The sequence below is a fragment of the Tepidimonas aquatica genome, assembly GCF_007556585.1.
In the GTDB taxonomy this organism is placed as follows: Bacteria; Pseudomonadota; Gammaproteobacteria; order Burkholderiales; family Burkholderiaceae_C; genus Tepidimonas; species Tepidimonas aquatica.
In genome coordinates this window covers 74,415-89,342 of the sequence record NZ_VJNA01000002.1, presented here as the reverse complement: position 1 = coordinate 89,342, position 14,928 = coordinate 74,415, and the positions used below count along the sequence as shown (strand labels likewise).

The following is a 14,928-nucleotide window of genomic DNA, read 5'->3' as shown; positions in this document are numbered from 1 at the left end:
AGGTGGCGGTGCGTCAGCGCCCGGGCAAGCCCGGCAAGCCGCCCAGCCCTTTCATCCCACCCAGACGCTTCATCATTTTCATCAGACCGCCGCCTTTCATCTTTTTCATCATCGCCTGCATCTGCTCAAACTCTTTCAGCAGGCGGTTGACCTCCTGCACCTGCACCCCGGCGCCGGCGGCGATGCGGCGTTTGCGGCTGGCCTTGATGATCTCGGGGTGGCGCCGCTCCTCAGGGGTCATCGCGCAGATGATGCCCTCTTTGCGGCGGATGTCCTTTTCGGCGCGGGACAGGTCGGCCTCGCCGGCCTTGGCCGTCAGTTGCGTGGGCAGCTTGTCCAGCAGGCTGGACAGTCCGCCCATTTTCTTCATCTGCCGAATCTGCTCGAGAAAGTCCTCCAGGTCGAAGCCGCCGCTTTTGACCTTGGCCGCCAGTTTTTGCGCCTGCTGCAGGTCCACGCCGGCGGTCACCTGCTCCACCAGCGCCACGATGTCGCCCATGCCCAGCACACGCCCGGCGTGGCGCTCGGCATCGAACAGCTCCAGGCCGTCGATTTTTTCGCTGACGCCGGCAAACTTGATCGGCGCGCCGGTGATGGCCCGCACCGACAGCGCCGCGCCGCCGCGCGAGTCACCGTCCAGCTTGGTCAGCACGATGCCGGTCAGCGGCAGCGCTTCACTGAAGGCCCGCGCCGTGTTGACCGCGTCCTGGCCTTGCATCGCATCGACGACGAACAGCGTCTCCACCGGCTTGAGCTCGGCGTGCAGCGCCTGGATTTCGCGCATCATGGCGTCGTCGATGGCCAGCCGGCCAGCGGTGTCGACCAGCAGCACGTCGAAGTAGTGCCGGCGCGCGTGGTCCAGCGCCGCGCGCGCAATGTCCAGCGGCTGCTGGTTGGGCGCGCTGGCAAACCATTCGGCCCCGGCCTGGCGCGTCACGGTCTTGAGCTGCTCGATGGCCGCCGGCCGGTACACGTCGGTGCTGACGGTCAGCACCTTTTTCTTGCGCCGCTCGATCAGCCACTTGGCCAGCTTGGCGGTGGTGGTGGTCTTGCCAGCGCCCTGCAGGCCGGCCATCAGGATGACCGCCGGCGGCTGGGTGGCCAGGTTGAGGTCGGCCACGCCCTCGCCCATCGTCGCGGCCAACTCCCGGTGGATGATGCCGACCAGCGCCTGCCCCGGTGTCAGCGACCCCACCACCTCCTGCCCCAAGGCTTTGTCCTTGACGCGGGCGATGAAGTCGCGCACCACCGGCAGCGCCACGTCGGCTTCCAGCAGGGCCATGCGCACCTCGCGCAGCATGTCCTGCACGTTGCTTTCGGTGATGCGGGCCTGGCCGCGCAGTTCTTTGACCAGGCGCGACAATTTTTCGGTGAGGGCGGATGCCATGGCGGGGCTTCGTTACACTAGACGAATGATTGTATCGGCGAGCCCATGGTGGATGGTGATACCGGCGCTGGGCGCTGCGCTGGGGTACGCCGCGCTGGCGGCGCTGGCCCGACGCACGGCGGGGCAGCGGCTCGACGGGCTGCTGTGGGCCACGCTGGCGCTGCACGCGCTGGCGCTGGCGGCCGGGTTCGCCGCCCAGCCGGTGCGCTTTGGTTTCGCCCCCACGTTGTCGGTAACGGCGTGGCTGGTGCTGATGGTGTACGCGGTGGAAACCCGGCTGTACCCGCAGATGGGCGTGCGCTGGCCGCTGGCACTGCTGGGGGCGCCCGCGGTGTTGCTGGCGCTGCTGTTTCCCGGCACGGTGGTGCCGGCGTTGCCGTCGCCCTGGCTGCCGCTGCACTGGTCGCTGGGGTTTGCCTCGTACGGGCTGCTGGGCGCGGCGGTGGCGCACGGCTGGATGATGCAGCGCACCGAGGCCAGCATCCGCGCTGGGGGGGTGCAGCCCACGGCGCTGCCGCTGCTCGCGCTGGAGCGGCTGACGTTTCGCTTCGTCGCAGCGGCGTTCGCGCTCTTGACGCTGACGCTGTTGGCGGGGTGGGTCTTTGCCGAGCAACTCGGCACCGCCGCACGCTGGATCACGCACAAAACCGTCTTCACGGTGCTGTCGTGGGTGGTGCTGGCGGTGCTGCTGTGGGGACGCTGGCGCTGGGGTTGGCGCGGCCGCCTGGCGGTGCGCATGCTGTACGCGGCCGGTGCGCTGCTGCTGCTGGGCTACGTCGGCTCGCACTTCGTGCTGGAAGTGATTCTGCGCCGCGGTGCGGCCTGAAAGGGCGCCATGCAGGGGTTGCTGAAGTGGCTGCTGGTGATCGCGGTGGTGGTGCTGGGCTGGGCCTGGTGGCGCCAGCAGCGGGTACCCCGCCCACCCAGGCCCACCCCTGGCAAGGCGCCGGCCACCCCCTCACACCTGCCCGAGCCGATGCTGCGCTGCCGCCATTGCGGCACCCATGTGCCCGCCAGCGACGCCGTGCGCGGCGCGCTTGGCCCGTACTGCAGCGATGAGCACCGACGCCTGGCCGAAGGGTAACCCCGCGGGCAGGGGGTTCGGGCCGTCGTGGCCGTTGCGCGGGCTGGACGATGCCGCCGCGGCACCGCCAGCGCGTTTGTGGCGCCTGCTGCTGTGGGTGCGCGTGTTGCTGGCGCTGGCGCTGCTGGCGATGGAAGGCGTGGGCTGGTACCACGGCCAAACCGGCGCGTGGGTGCTGGTGCTGTGCGCGCTGTTCGTGGCGTGGACCGTGGTGGGGCTGGCGCTTGGCCCGCCCGCTCACACGGCGGGGGTGTGGTCGCCGCTGTGGTTGTTGACGGTGTGGGCCGACCTGGCGGTGTTCGCCGCGCTGGAGGTGCTGGCCCCTGGGGGGCTCAACTTCACCCCGTTGTTCGTGTGGCCGGTGTTGCTGGCGGCGGTGCTGGGGCCGCCGCGGCTGGCGCTGGGCGCGGCCGCCGCCGGCACCCTGGTGCTGTTGAGCCGGGCAGCGGCCGTCGACACGCTGGGTGGCGCGGCCTGGCTGCAAGCGGGCGTGACCGGCACGGGGCTGTTCGCGGTGGCGCTGCTGGCCGCGCACCTGACCACCCGCCTGGCGGCCGAAGCCGCCGCGGCCCGCCACGGCGAGGCTCTGGCCCGGCTGCAAACCGAGGTCAACCGCCTGATCGCGCGTGGGCTGCAAGAAGGCATCGTGGTGACCGACGCCTCCGGGGCCCCCCGCTACGTCAACCCGACCGCGGCGCGCATGCTGGGAGTGGGCGAGGTGGGCGGACCGGCGGCGGACGACCCGGACGTGCTGGCGCAGGCCGTGGGCCACACACCAGCTTGGCAAGTGCTGGCCCGCTGGCTGGCGGGTGCACCGCCGGCCAGCGCCCACGACCTGGCGCTGCCGTTGGCCGACGGGCGCCAGCGCCGGGTGCGGGTGCAACCGCAGCGGGCCGACGTTGGCGACGGGCTGACGGCCGATGTGCTGTTGCTGCAAGACCTGCACGCGCTGGAGCAGCGCATCCACACCGAGAAGCTGGCCGCGATGGGGCGTGTGTCGGCCGCCGTGGCGCACGAAATCCGCAACCCGCTGGCGGCCATTGCGCAAGCCAGCGCCCTGCTGCAGGAGGACGACCCCAGCGCCGCCCAGCGCCGTTTGCTGACCCTGATCGAACAAAACGTGCGTCGGCTGGCGCGCACGGTGGACGATGTGCTGGAAGCGGCCCGCAACCCGTGGTCGGACGCCGTGACAGGGTCTGCCGGGGTGCTGGCGCTGGACCCCTTCGTCGACGCGGTGCTGCGCGATTGGCTGGCGCAGCGGCCCCAGGGCGCGCGGCTGCAAACGTCGCTCGCAGCGCCATCGGCGCAGGTTCGCTTCGACCCCGAACACCTGCGCCGCGTGCTGGTCAACCTGCTGGACAACGCCGACCGGCACGCCAGCGCGTCCCCTGGCGCCATCCAGGTGGAAACGCACAGCAACGCCCACCACGCCCACCTGACCGTGTGGAGCGACAGCCCGCCCATCGGGGCGCCGTTGCGCGACCACCTGTTCGAGCCCTTTGCCAGCGCGCACAGCCGCTCCAGCGGGCTAGGGCTGTTTTTGTCGCGCGAGCTGTGCCAACGCTATCATGCCAGCCTGCACCACGAAGTGGTCACCCGCGCCGGCCGCGCCGGCAACGCCTTCGTGGTGAGCGTGCCGCTGTCCACACCGTCCGAGCCATGAACGCGCCCGCCGTGCTGATCGTCGAAGACGAGCCCGACCTGCGCCAGCTCTACGCGCTGACGCTGGCCAAGGTCGGCACCGCGGTGGACCAGACCGCAGACCTGGCCCAGGCGCGCCAATGCCTGCAGGCGCAGCGCTACAGCGTGTTGATCATCGACATGCGGCTGCCCGACGGCAGCGGATTGGAACTGCTGCAGGAGCTGGCCCGCGTCGGACGGCCCGAGCGGGCGATCGTGGTCACGGCCTACGGATCGGCCGACAACGCGGTGCAGGCCCTCAAGGCCGGCGCCTTCGACTACCTGACCAAACCGGTGTCCCCGGCCCGGCTGCGGCAAGCGGTGGTGGCCGCGCTGCAAGCCAGCGCCGCACCGTCGCCCACGCCGGCGCTGGCCGCCCCCGACCCAAGCAACAACCACGCCCTGCACCAATTGGTAGGTGACTCCGAAGCCATGCAAGCCGTGCGCGCCACGGTGCAGCGCGTGGCGCGCACGATGGCACCCGTGTTGATCAGCGGCGAATCCGGCACCGGCAAAGAGCTGATCGCGCGCGCCCTGCACGCGTGCAGCCACCGTGCCAGCGGGCCGTTCGTCGCCGTCAACTGCGGCGCCATTCCACCGGACCTGCTGGAAAGCGAGCTGTTCGGTCACAAACGCGGCGCCTTCACCGGCGCCAGCGCCGACCGCGCCGGGCTGTTCCAGGCCGCCCACGGCGGCACGCTGTTTCTGGACGAGGTGGCCGACCTGCCGCTGCCGATGCAGGTCAAGCTGCTGCGCGCGCTGCAAGAGCGCGCCGTGCGCCCGGTGGGCGCGGTGACCGAAGAGCCGGTGGACGTGCGCATCGTCAGCGCCACCCACAAAGCGCTGGCGCAGCTCGTTCAGGCGGGCCAGTTCCGCCACGACCTGTACTACCGCCTCAACGTCATCCCGATCCACGCCCCGGCGCTGCGCGAGCACCCCGACGACCTGCCCGCCATCGCCGCGGCCATCCTGCAACGGTTGGCGCAGCGCGAACGCCTACCCGCCCCGCCCCGCCTGACCGAAGCGGCGCTGGCGCGGCTGCACCGCCACCCGTTCCCTGGCAACGTGCGCGAGCTGGAAAACCTGCTGGAGCGCGCGCTGGCCCTGCACCCCGGCCCGACGCTGGACGCCGAAGCGCTGGCGCTGGACGCCACACCACCGGCCGTCACCGGCAGCGTCCCCACCGCCGCGACCGACACACCCACCATCGACGACGACGCCCCACTGAGCCGCGTCGAGCTGGAAACCATGCTGCAGCGCAACCGCTGGAACCAGTCGCGCACCGCGCGCGAGCTGGGTTGGACGCTGGCCAAGCTGCGCTACTGGATGCAGCGGTTGGGCCTGGCGGCGTAAGGCGTCCTCAGCCATCCAACCCCAACTCGTCGATCTTGCGCGTGATGGTGTTGCGGCCGATGCCGAGGCGTTGCGCGGCGTCGATGCGGCGACCGTGGGTGTGGTGCAGTGCAACTTCGATCAGGCAGCGCTCGAAGCGCTGGGTGAGCGCGTCCCAGACCTGACCGGGCTGGGCGTGCAGCAACTGCAGCGCTTCGGCACGCAGGGCATCTTCCCAGCCCGCCGGGCCGCCAGACCCCACACGGTCCGCCAGCGCGCGGGGGGTGGCTGGCGTGACCGCCGCGCCCGGGTCCGCGGGGGCGGCCGGCGCCGCCAACGCTTGCAGCACCTCGGGCGGCAAGTCCTCCACCCCCACCACCTGCGCCGGGGCCATCACGGTGAGCCAGTGGCACAGGTTTTCCAGCTGGCGCACGTTGCCGGGAAAGTCGTAGCGCTGCAGGGCCGCCAGCGCCTCGGGCGACAGGCGCTTGGGCTCCACCGCCAGTTGGCGCGCGCTTTGCTGCAAAAAGAACCGCGCCAGCAGCGGAATGTCCTCACGCCGCTGGCGCAGCGGCGGCAGGCGCAGGCGGATGACGTTGAGGCGGTGGTACAGGTCTTCGCGGAACGCGCCGTCGCGCACGCGCTGCTCCAAGTTTTGGTGCGTGGCGGCGATGACGCGCACGTTGGCCTTGATGGGGGCGTGGCCGCCGACGCGGTAGTAATGCCCGTCGGACAACACGCGCAGCAGGCGCGTTTGCAGCTCCAGCGGCATGTCGCCGATTTCGTCCAGAAACAGCGTACCGCCCTCGGCCTGCTCGAAGCGGCCGCGGCGCAGCGCCTGCGCGCCGGTGAAGGCGCCGCGCTCGTGGCCGAACAGCTCGGACTCCAGCAGGTCGCGCGGGATGGCGGCGGTGTTGATGGCAACGAACGGACCGCCCGCGCGCGGCGAGTGCTTGTGCAACGCGCGCGCCACCAGCTCTTTGCCGGTGCCGGATTCGCCGGTGATCAGCACCGTGACGTGGCTTTGGCTGAGCCGGCCGATGGCGCGAAACACGTCCTGCATGGCCGGCGCCTGACCCAGCATTTCGGGCGCCGCCTGCAGGGCCTCGGCGCTGGCTTCCTCGTCGCGCAGGCTCTCGTCGGCGGCGCGACGGATCAGCTCGACCGCTTTGGGCAGGTCGAACGGCTTGGGCAGGTACTCAAACGCCCCGCCCTGAAACGCCGCCACCGCGCTGTCCAGGTCGGAGTACGCGGTCATGATGATCACCGGCAGCCGGGGGCGCTGGCGGCGCACCTGCTCCAGCAGTTGCAGGCCGGTGCTGCCGGGCATGCGGATGTCGCTGACCAGCACCTGCGGGCCGTCGTCGCAGGCGTTGGCCAAGGCGTCCAGCACGGCGCGCGGCGAATCGAAGCTGCGCGTGGTCAGGCCCTCGCGCGCCAGGGCTTTTTCCAGCACGAAGCGGATGGAGGGGTCATCGTCGACGATCCAGATCGGTTTCATGCGCCAGCCTTGTGCATCGTTGCCACCCCGGGCCCCTGGCCGCACTCACGCCAGCGGGATCAGGATGGTGAAGTCGGTGTGGCCCGGGCGGCTGTCGCATTCGATCAGGCCCTGGTGCTGCTGCACGAAGGTCTGCGCCAGCGTCAGGCCCAGGCCGGTGCCCCCGTCGCGCCCGGACACCAGCGGGTAAAAGATGCGCTCGCGGATGTCGTCGGGCACGCCGGGGCCGTTGTCGATGACATGCAATTCCAATGCCAGGCGCACGCGCCGCTTGCCAAAGGTCACCTGCCGCTGCACACGCGTGCGCAGGGTGATGCGCGCGTCGCCCGCGGCGATGCGCTCGCGCAGGGCCTGCGCGGCGTTGTGGGCCAGGTTGAGCACGGCCTGAATCAGCAGCTCGCGGTCGCCCCGGAACTCGGGGATCGACGTGTCGTAGTCGCGCACCACCTGCAGGCCTTTGGGAAACTCGGCCAGCAGCACCGCGCGCACGCGCTCACACACCTCGTGGATGTTGACGTCGCTGAACTGCAGCGCGCGCCGATGCGGCTCCAACAGCCGGTCCACCAGCGCTTGCAGGCGATCGGCCTCGTGCACGATGACGTCGGTGTACTCGGCCAGGTCGGGCCGCTGCCCCAGCTCCAGTTGCAGCAGTTGCGCCGCGCCACGGATGCCGCCCAAGGGGTTTTTGATCTCGTGCGCCAAGTTGCGAATCATCGCCTTGTTGGCTTGGGTCTGCTCCAGCAACCGCTCTTCGCGCTCCTGACGCGCCTGCTGCTCCAGCGGCAGCATTTCGACGATGCGCCGCGCACGTTCATCGGTCGTGGCGAGCACCAGGTGCACCGGCAGCGGCGGCCGCAGCAGGCGGCGCAGCTGGGTGTCGTAACGGATGACGGCGTACTCGTGCTGCTGCGCACCTTGCAGCGCGTTGTGCCACAGCGACGCCGGCAGCAGCCAGTCGGCCAGATCAACCCCTTGCAGGTTGCGCCGCGACAGGCCGATGGCGTCTTCCAGCGCGTGGTTGGCGTAAACGATGCGGCCGGCGTCGTCGACCACCGCCACCAGCGTGGCCAGCAGGTCCAGCGCCGACAGGTCGGCCGAGGCTGGCACAGCGGTGTCGGTCATTGGTGTTCAGCGGCCCTCGGCCGGGGGCAGGCGGGCCAGCTCGCGCTGCAGCGCGGCCACGTCGGCCTCGGCTCGCTCAACGCGCGCACGCAGCTCGTCCACCCGCGCCTGGTAACGCGGTCCGTCGGTGCGTTCATTGGCCAGGCGCGGGGGCTTGCCGTCGGCGTAGTCGGCACGCGCCTGCTCCAAGCGCTGCTGCGCGCGCTGCAGCTCTTGCTCCAGGATGCGGCGCGCTTCGGCGTCGCGCTGGCGCTGCTCGCCAGCGCCGACCCGCTCGGCGCCGTTGCGTGCCGCGGGGGTGGCGGCCGCACCACCGTTGCCCGTCGGCGGGGTGGCCGCGGGCGGTGGCGACACGCGCGTGCCTTCGACGATGGTCAGGTTGCCGCCCTGCACCTCGCGGCATCCCCGCCCGAGCGGGTCGGGGCCGGGGTTGTTGGTGTATTCGTTGCCGCAGCGCCAGATTTTGCTGCCCTGCGCCAACGCCGGCATCCCAGCGGCGCTCAGCGCCAGCAGCAGCGCCACAACCGTCCCCTTGCAAGCGTGCGTTGGAGCTTTCATGGCCACAGTATCACCCAAAACGGTGCGGGGCGGCACCCGGCCGCCCCGCATGCTACGGTCACCACCGCCCCACGGTCGCACGGGCCGCGGGGCTGGGCGCCATCAAAGGCTGAAGTACATGTCGTACTCGGTCGGGGTGACCTCGACGCGGGCGCGGTTGACCTCCTGCATCTTCAGCTCGATGTAGGCGTCGATCATACTGTCGGTAAACACGCCGCCCTTGGTCAGGAAGGCACGGTCCTTGTCCAGGTAGTCCAACGCCATGTCGAGGCTGTGGCAGACGGTCGGCACCAGCTTGTCCTCTTCCGGCGGCAGGTGGTACAGGTCCTTGGTCGCGGCTTCGCCCGGGTGGATTTTGTTTTCCACGCCGTCCAGACCCGCCATCAGCAGCGCGGCAAAGCACAGGTACGGGTTGGCCATCGGGTCCGGGAAGCGCGCTTCGACACGGCGCGCCTTCGGGTTGGCCACATAGGGGATGCGGATCGACGCCGAGCGGTTTTTGGCCGAGTACGCCAGCTTGACCGGCGCTTCGAAGTGCGGCACCAGGCGCTTGTAGCTGTTGGTGGTGGGGTTGGTGATGGCGTTGAGCGCGCGGGCGTGCTTGATGATGCCGCCGATGTAGTACAGCGCAAAGTCGCTCAGACCCGCGTAGCCGTCACCGGCAAACAGGTTTTTGCCATCCTTCCACACCGATTGGTGCACGTGCATGCCGCTGCCGTTGTCGCCATGGTAGGGCTTGGGCATGAAGGTGGCGGTCTTGCCGTAGCGCTCGGCCACGTTCCAGATGACGTACTTGAGGGTCTGCGTCCAGTCGGCACGCTCCACCAGCGTGGAGAACTTGGTGCCGATTTCGCACTGGCCGGCGCCCGCCACCTCGTGGTGGAACACCTCGACCGGAATGCCGAGCGACTCCAGGATCAGCACCATCTCGGCACGCATGTCGTGCGTGCTGTCCACCGGCGGCACCGGGAAGTAGCCGCCTTTGGTGCGCGGACGGTGGCCGCGGTTGCCGTTGTCGTACTTGGTGCCGGTGTTCCACGGCGCCTCGTACTCCTCGATTTCGTAAAAGCAGTTGCCCGGCTGGGTGCTCCAGCGCACGCCGTCGAACAGGAAAAACTCCGGCTCCGGCCCGAAGTAAGCGGTGTCACCCAGGCCGGAGGCCTTCAGATACGCCTCGGCGCGCTTGGCGATCGAGCGCGGGTCGCGGTCGTAGGCCTTGCCGTCGCTGGGCTCGATGACGTCGCACTGCAGGTACAGCGTCGTCTCTTCAAAGAAAGGGTCGATGTTGGCGGTGTTGGGGTCTGGCATCAGCAGCATGTCGGATGCCTCGATGCCCTTCCAGCCGGCAATCGACGAGCCGTCGAACGCGTGGCCCGACGTGAACTTGTCTTCGCCGAAGGCGGAAATCGGCACCGTCACGTGCTGCTCCTTGCCACGGGTGTCGGTGAAGCGGAAGTCGACGAACTTGACGTCGTTTTCCTTGATCATGTTCATGACGTCGGCGACGGTTTTGGCCATGCCAGTGCTCCTTGTTGCGGTGAGGGGTCAGAAACGTTGACGTGGGTCAGGCTAAGCACGATGCGTGCCACGTTGCGCGCGTGATCAGCTAGGCCAATAAACCACCCCACAATGCACCACAACAGTGCATTGCACCAACAGCGTGCATTGTTATCGCACCATTTCGGGGCCCAGCCGCTGGGCCATCGCGCGCAACCCGGCCAACAGCGCATCGTAAGCGGTTTGCACCGCCTCGGGCGGGCCTTTGACGCCCAATTCGATGTGGCGGCCATGCTCGGGGTGGTCGACGCTGGGCAGGCTGAACACGCGCACCTGCGGATGATCGGCTTCGATGCGCTCCATCAGCGGCGTCAGCGTAGCCTCCATCGCGCCGTACACGATGACAGAGCGCTCGCGCTGCGCCGCGCGACCGTGCAGGTCGCGGTGCAGGGTGTCGAGCACCCACTCGATCATCGGCCAGGCCATGACCGGAAACCCGGGCACGAAATGCACCATGCCCCCGCCCGGGCCGCGGCAACTGAAACCGGGGATTTTGTTGTACGGGTTGGGGATGATCGTGGCGCCCTCGGGGAAGTAACCCATTTGCAGCCGCTGGACATGGTCGGGGCGGCTCGGGTCGTAGGGCTCGCCACGCTCGGCACACATGTCGCGGATGCGCTGCTCGATCAGCGCCTTGGCCTCGGGGTGCAGGGTCAGCGGCACACCCAGCGCGGCGGCAGCGGCCTGGCGCGTGTGGTCGTCCGGCGTGGCGCCGATGCCGCCGGTGGACAGCACCACGCCGTCGCGTGCAAACGCCTGGCGCAGCACCTCGGTGATCGCCGCGCGGTCGTCGCCCACGTAGTGCGCCCAGGTCAGTTGCAGCCCACGGGCCTGCAGCAGCTCGATCACTTTGGGCACATGCTTGTCTTGCCGCTTGCCCGACAGGATCTCATCACCGATGACGATCAGGCCGATGGAGGGTTTGTCTGTGTTCACGCCAACCTCATGAGGACGACGGGGGCAGTTCGCGTGCTGGGACGTCGATGACCCGCTCGGGGGGCGGTGGGACGGCGTCGCGCGCCGGTGCGGTCTGGGTGGCCACCGACGGGGTGGCGTGGCGCAGCTCGGCCAACGCCGCCAGCAGGTAGTGCACGAACCACAGCGACGCAAAGGCGAACACCAGCGCGTAAATCCAGATGGCCAGCGGCAGCAGCAACGGCGCCAGCGCGATGAACATCGCCCCCGAGGCCCACAACACGCTGGGCGCGGCGCTCAGCAGCCCCGTCACCACACCCATGGCCAGCAGCGGCACGCGGTGGGTGCGCATCAACGCGCGCCGCTCGTCGACGCTGGCGTGTTCGGCCAATGCGTCGTAGGCCAGCACGCGGTACGACAGCCACCCCCAAATGAGCGCGGGCAGCACCAGCGCCAGCGGCGGCACCAGCCACAGTGGCAGGGATACCAACAACATCAGCAACGCCAGCACGGTCGACCACAGCGACCACCCCAGCCCACGCCACCATCCGCCGCCGTGGCGCCGCTCCAGGTCGGCAAAGCGCCGCGCCGCCACCAAGTCGACGATGGCCGGCGTCATCATCAACGCCACCAGCAACAACGCGGCCACGACGATGATCGGCGTGGCCACCAGCAACACCAGCAGCGGCGCCACCACATGCCGCAGCGCGCCCAGGCCAACGCTGTCGAGCCAGCCCAGCACGAACTCGACCAGCGCCCACGACTGCAGCCACTGCAGCACCGCATCGACCGCCTGGTCCCAAAACAGGTAGCCCAGCGCCAACGCCCCAGCCACCATCAGCGCCAACGGCAGCAGCGACAGCGCGATCACCCGTGGGTGCAAGCAATAGGCGACCGAGCGCCAAAACGATCCGAGCAACAAGCGCATGGGGTCGTAAGCATAACCCGACGCGCCCTGGGCCGTGCGCGCCGCCGGCTACGATACGGGCCATGTCACCCAATCCGCCCTCACCACCCAATCCGCCCCCGCCAGCGCCGCAGCGCGTGGTGGTGCGTGGGGTGGCGCTGGAGGTGCGGTCCATCACCCCGCCCGCAGCCGCCCGCGAGCGCGCGCCGATCGTGTTTTTACACGAGGGGCTGGGCAGCGTGCGCATGTGGCGCCAGCGTGGCCAGCTTTGGCCGCAGGCGCTGTGCCACGCCACCGGGCGCGTGGGGTGGCTGTACTCGCGTCAGGGCTATGGCCAGTCCGACCCCATCCCCGACGTGCGCGGCGCTGGCCGCCATGGCCCCGACTACATGCACCAGCACGCGTGGACGGTACTGCCTGCACTGCTGCAAGCGCTGGGCATCCAGCGGCCGCCGCTGCTGGTCGGTCACTCGGACGGCGCCACGATTGCGCTGCTGTACGCAGCGCGCCACCCGGTGGCCGGGGTGGTGGCGCTGGCACCGCACGTGTTCGTGGAGGACATTGCGCTGCGCGCCATCGCCGCCGCGCGCGAGGCGTACCTGCACGGTGACCTGCGCGCGCGCCTGCAACGGTACCACGCCGACGTCGACAACGCGTTTTGGCAGTGGAACGACGTGTGGCTCAGCCCCGCGTTTCGCACGTTCGACATCCGTGCCGACTGCGCGCGCATCCGCGCGCCGCTGCTGTTGGTGCAGGGCGAGCAGGACGAGTACGGCACACTGGCGCAGCTCGACGCCATCGCCGCGCAGGTGCCGCACGCGCGGCGCTGCGTGCTGCCCCACTGCGGCCACAGCCCCCACCGCGACCAGCCGGATGCGCTGCTGGCGGCCTGTGTGGATTTCATCGCCGCGGTGCCGTGACACGGCCGACGTTGGGCGATAATAGAGGCGTGCCGTTGGGTCGACGCCGATGATCAAACAACGCCTGATCGCCCTGCTGCCAAGCCCCGAACATATCCAGCGCAAGCGTTGGCTGCGTTGGCTGGGGCCTTCTTTGCACCACCCGCGGCTGTGGCGTTTCAGCCGACGCGGGCTGGCGCTCGGGCTGGCGTTGGGCGTCTTTTTTGGGTTGCTGATCCCGGTGGCCCAGATCCCGGCGGCGGCCACGCTGGCGGTGCTGCTGCGCGCCCACCTGCCCAGTGCGATGGCCAGCACGTTGGTCACCAACCCAGTGACGTTCGGGCCGGTGTATTGGGCTGCGTACCAGCTGGGTGAAGTCATCGTCGGCGCAGCGGATGCAGGCGTGGCGCCCTCAAGCGACCTCAGCGCGGTGGCTCCTGCCACACCGCCCGATGACGACACCGTCACCTCGTGGTGGACGTGGGCGGCGGGCGTGGGCAAACCGCTGATGGTTGGGCTGTCGATCGTCGCCACCGTGGCGGCAACGTTGACCTACATGAGCGTCAACGTGCTGTGGACGTTGCGGGTGCGCCGGGCGCGCCGGCAGCGGCTGCGGCGGTGCCACCACGGGCCGCACCCGTAGCGGCATCACCACGGGGCGCGGGGCGGCTCCAGGCCGGTGCGCGCAGCGCGCTGCCACGCCTGCAGCGCGGCGTCGGCTTCGCCACGTTGCTGGGCCAGTTCGGCCAGCGCCACCCAGGCGCGGCGCTGCAACTCGCCCGGGGGCAGCGATCGAGCGGCCTGCTGCAGCAGCGTCTGCGCCTTGCCCCACAAACCACGGGCGCGGTAGGCTTGTCCGGCCAAGTACTGCAGCGCGGCATCGTTCGGGGCACGCTGCTGGGCTTGTTCCAGCCGGGCCAGCCAGCTACCGTCCAGCCGTGCCAACCACGGCTCGACCACCGCCACGGCCTGCAGCCGCTCGTCGTCACCCAGTTGGTCCAAACCGCTCCAGGCGACACGGATCGCTTCATCGACCACCGGTGGCAACGCGCCGTCCTGCTGGGCCGCCGACCCGGCCCACGGCGCCGCGCGGCGCAGCACCGCCAGCGCCCGGCGCGGATCGCGCCGCTCGTCGCCCTGCAACAGCCGCCACACCGCCAGCAGCGAGACGGGGTCGCTGGCGGCCTGCACCGCATCGCGCCACAAGCCACGCAGCAGCGACTGGGCCGCCTGCGGCGACAGCGCCCGGTGTTTGGCCAGCAGCCGCGCCAGCTCCAGCGCCGTGTGGGTGTCGCGGCGCGCCTGCGCCAAACGCAACCGCAGCCGCACCGCCTGGATGCGCCGCGCCGCCCCTTGCGGCAGTTGGGCCAAATGCTGCGCCGCCACCTCCAAGTCGCCCGCGTCCAGCGCCCATTCGGCGGCGCACAGCAGCACGCCCTCGCGGGCCTCGGCCACGCCGTCACCGTGCGGCGGCTGAGCGTCCTGCAGCGCCGCGGCCACCCAGGCATCGCGCTGGCCGTGCTGGCCCAGGGCGTGCGCGCTTTGCGCTGCCACCAAGTGCGCCAGCACCCACAGCGCCCCCCGGTACGGCGGCAGCTCGTTGGGTTGCCGCAGGCGTTCGATCGTTTCGCGCGCGGCGGCCTGTGCGCGCACGAAGCGTCCGCCCAGCTGGTAGCCCTGCGCCTGCAGCAGCAGGCCGACGGTGGCGCGCTCATGCTGCAGCGTGCGCCAGCGCCGCGCGCGTGCCGGCAGCGCGCGCAGCCACGCCACCCCGCGCAACGCCGCGTACAGCAGCGCAAAGCCACCCACCAACGCCACCAGCACCAGGTTGAACGAGGCGTCGACACGCCAAGGCGGCCAAAACAGCGACACGGTGGCGGGGTTGTCCCCCATCAGCAGTGCCGCGGCGACGGCCAGCGCCGCCAGCAGCAGCCAACCGAAAATGCGTTTCACCGCCATGGCCGTCCTCTGTCCCACCGGCACGCC

General features: G+C 70.3%; 14 protein-coding genes. 6 read left to right on the top strand and 8 right to left on the bottom strand.

Features of this window, described 5'->3' with window-relative positions; all coding sequences use genetic code 11:
* Positions 1-13 precede the first annotated feature (13 nt).
* On the bottom strand, positions 14-1,387 hold the full coding sequence (gene ffh / locus Taqua_RS01230; RefSeq protein ID WP_144324227.1) for a signal recognition particle protein: 1,374 nt from the start codon (positions 1,385-1,387) through the stop codon (positions 14-16).
* A gap of 25 nt (positions 1,388-1,412) precedes the next feature.
* Between ffh and Taqua_RS01225 the strand changes: the two genes are divergently transcribed.
* Genes Taqua_RS01225 through Taqua_RS01210 form a run of 4 tightly spaced genes read left to right on the top strand, consistent with a single transcriptional unit; the run spans position 1,413 to position 5,504 of the window.
* Positions 1,413-2,213 (top strand): cytochrome C assembly family protein, encoded by an 801-nt coding sequence (locus tag Taqua_RS01225; RefSeq protein ID WP_144324226.1) that lies wholly within the window; start codon positions 1,413-1,415, stop codon positions 2,211-2,213.
* Positions 2,214-2,222: 9 nt separating this feature from the next.
* Entirely contained in the window at positions 2,223-2,471 is a 249-nt protein-coding gene (locus Taqua_RS01220) for a PP0621 family protein (protein ID WP_132963389.1), read from the top strand.
* Positions 2,443-4,134 carry a two-component system sensor histidine kinase NtrB gene (locus Taqua_RS01215; protein ID WP_144324225.1) on the top strand — a complete coding sequence of 564 codons (1,692 nt, stop codon included), beginning with the start codon at positions 2,443-2,445 and terminating at the stop codon, positions 4,132-4,134. Before Taqua_RS01220 ends, Taqua_RS01215 begins: the two co-directional genes overlap by 29 nt.
* Positions 4,131-5,504, top strand: coding sequence for a sigma-54-dependent transcriptional regulator (locus Taqua_RS01210; protein WP_144324224.1), 1,374 nt, complete (start codon positions 4,131-4,133; stop codon positions 5,502-5,504). Before Taqua_RS01215 ends, Taqua_RS01210 begins: the two co-directional genes overlap by 4 nt.
* Positions 5,505-5,511: 7 nt before the next feature.
* On the opposite strand, the gene ntrC is transcribed toward Taqua_RS01210, so the two are convergent.
* From ntrC to Taqua_RS01180, 6 genes are all read right to left on the bottom strand, one after another.
* On the bottom strand, positions 5,512-6,984 hold the full coding sequence (ntrC, locus tag Taqua_RS01205) for a nitrogen regulation protein NR(I) (protein WP_144324223.1): 1,473 nt from the start codon (positions 6,982-6,984) through the stop codon (positions 5,512-5,514).
* Positions 6,985-7,029: 45 nt separating this feature from the next.
* Positions 7,030-8,106 carry a nitrogen regulation protein NR(II) gene (gene glnL / locus Taqua_RS01200; RefSeq protein ID WP_144324222.1) on the bottom strand — a complete coding sequence of 359 codons (1,077 nt, stop codon included), beginning with the start codon at positions 8,104-8,106 and terminating at the stop codon, positions 7,030-7,032.
* Positions 8,107-8,112: 6 nt separating this feature from the next.
* The gene (locus Taqua_RS01195; protein WP_144324221.1) at positions 8,113-8,664 is read right to left on the bottom strand and encodes a hypothetical protein; all 552 of its coding nucleotides are present in this window, start codon (positions 8,662-8,664) and stop codon (positions 8,113-8,115) included.
* Positions 8,665-8,766: 102 nt separating this feature from the next.
* Positions 8,767-10,182, bottom strand: coding sequence for a type I glutamate--ammonia ligase (gene glnA / locus Taqua_RS01190; protein WP_144324220.1), 1,416 nt, complete (start codon positions 10,180-10,182; stop codon positions 8,767-8,769).
* Positions 10,183-10,332: 150 nt separating this feature from the next.
* Positions 10,333-11,157 (bottom strand): competence/damage-inducible protein A, encoded by an 825-nt coding sequence (locus Taqua_RS01185; RefSeq protein ID WP_144324219.1) that lies wholly within the window; start codon positions 11,155-11,157, stop codon positions 10,333-10,335.
* A gap of 7 nt (positions 11,158-11,164) precedes the next feature.
* A complete protein-coding gene (locus tag Taqua_RS01180; RefSeq protein ID WP_144324218.1) occupies positions 11,165-12,064 on the bottom strand; it encodes an EI24 domain-containing protein in 900 nt (299 codons plus the stop codon).
* A 62-nt stretch (positions 12,065-12,126) separates the two neighbouring features.
* Between Taqua_RS01180 and Taqua_RS01175 the strand changes: the two genes are divergently transcribed.
* Positions 12,127-12,963: an alpha/beta fold hydrolase gene (locus Taqua_RS01175; RefSeq protein ID WP_144324217.1), complete on the top strand. Its 837-nt coding sequence runs from the start codon at positions 12,127-12,129 to the stop codon at positions 12,961-12,963.
* 49 nt (positions 12,964-13,012) lie between these two features.
* Positions 13,013-13,585, top strand: coding sequence for a DUF2062 domain-containing protein (locus Taqua_RS01170; protein ID WP_144324216.1), 573 nt, complete (start codon positions 13,013-13,015; stop codon positions 13,583-13,585).
* Positions 13,586-13,590: 5 nt separating this feature from the next.
* On the opposite strand, the gene Taqua_RS01165 is transcribed toward Taqua_RS01170, so the two are convergent.
* A complete protein-coding gene (locus tag Taqua_RS01165; RefSeq protein WP_144324215.1) occupies positions 13,591-14,901 on the bottom strand; it encodes a heme biosynthesis HemY N-terminal domain-containing protein in 1,311 nt (436 codons plus the stop codon).
* Positions 14,902-14,928: the final 27 nt, after the last annotated feature.

Excerpts from the sequence above, each read along its gene's own strand:
- Taqua_RS01225 (WP_144324226.1), top strand. The coding sequence starts at position 1,413 with ATGATTGTATCGGCGAGCCCATGGTGGATGGTGATACCGGCGCTGGGC.
- ffh (WP_144324227.1), bottom strand. The coding sequence starts at position 1,387 with ATGGCATCCGCCCTCACCGAAAAATTGTCGCGCCTGGTCAAAGAACTG.
- glnL (WP_144324222.1), bottom strand. The coding sequence starts at position 8,106 with ATGACCGACACCGCTGTGCCAGCCTCGGCCGACCTGTCGGCGCTGGAC.
- Taqua_RS01210 (WP_144324224.1), top strand. The coding sequence starts at position 4,131 with ATGAACGCGCCCGCCGTGCTGATCGTCGAAGACGAGCCCGACCTGCGC.
- Taqua_RS01165 (WP_144324215.1), bottom strand. The coding sequence starts at position 14,901 with ATGGCGGTGAAACGCATTTTCGGTTGGCTGCTGCTGGCGGCGCTGGCC.
- ntrC (WP_144324223.1), bottom strand. The coding sequence starts at position 6,984 with ATGAAACCGATCTGGATCGTCGACGATGACCCCTCCATCCGCTTCGTG.
- Taqua_RS01220 (WP_132963389.1), top strand. The coding sequence starts at position 2,223 with ATGCAGGGGTTGCTGAAGTGGCTGCTGGTGATCGCGGTGGTGGTGCTG.
- Taqua_RS01170 (WP_144324216.1), top strand. The coding sequence starts at position 13,013 with ATGATCAAACAACGCCTGATCGCCCTGCTGCCAAGCCCCGAACATATC.
- Taqua_RS01195 (WP_144324221.1), bottom strand. The coding sequence starts at position 8,664 with ATGAAAGCTCCAACGCACGCTTGCAAGGGGACGGTTGTGGCGCTGCTG.
- Taqua_RS01215 (WP_144324225.1), top strand. The coding sequence starts at position 2,443 with ATGAGCACCGACGCCTGGCCGAAGGGTAACCCCGCGGGCAGGGGGTTC.
- glnA (WP_144324220.1), bottom strand. The coding sequence starts at position 10,182 with ATGGCCAAAACCGTCGCCGACGTCATGAACATGATCAAGGAAAACGAC.
- Taqua_RS01175 (WP_144324217.1), top strand. The coding sequence starts at position 12,127 with ATGTCACCCAATCCGCCCTCACCACCCAATCCGCCCCCGCCAGCGCCG.
- Taqua_RS01180 (WP_144324218.1), bottom strand. The coding sequence starts at position 12,064 with ATGCGCTTGTTGCTCGGATCGTTTTGGCGCTCGGTCGCCTATTGCTTG.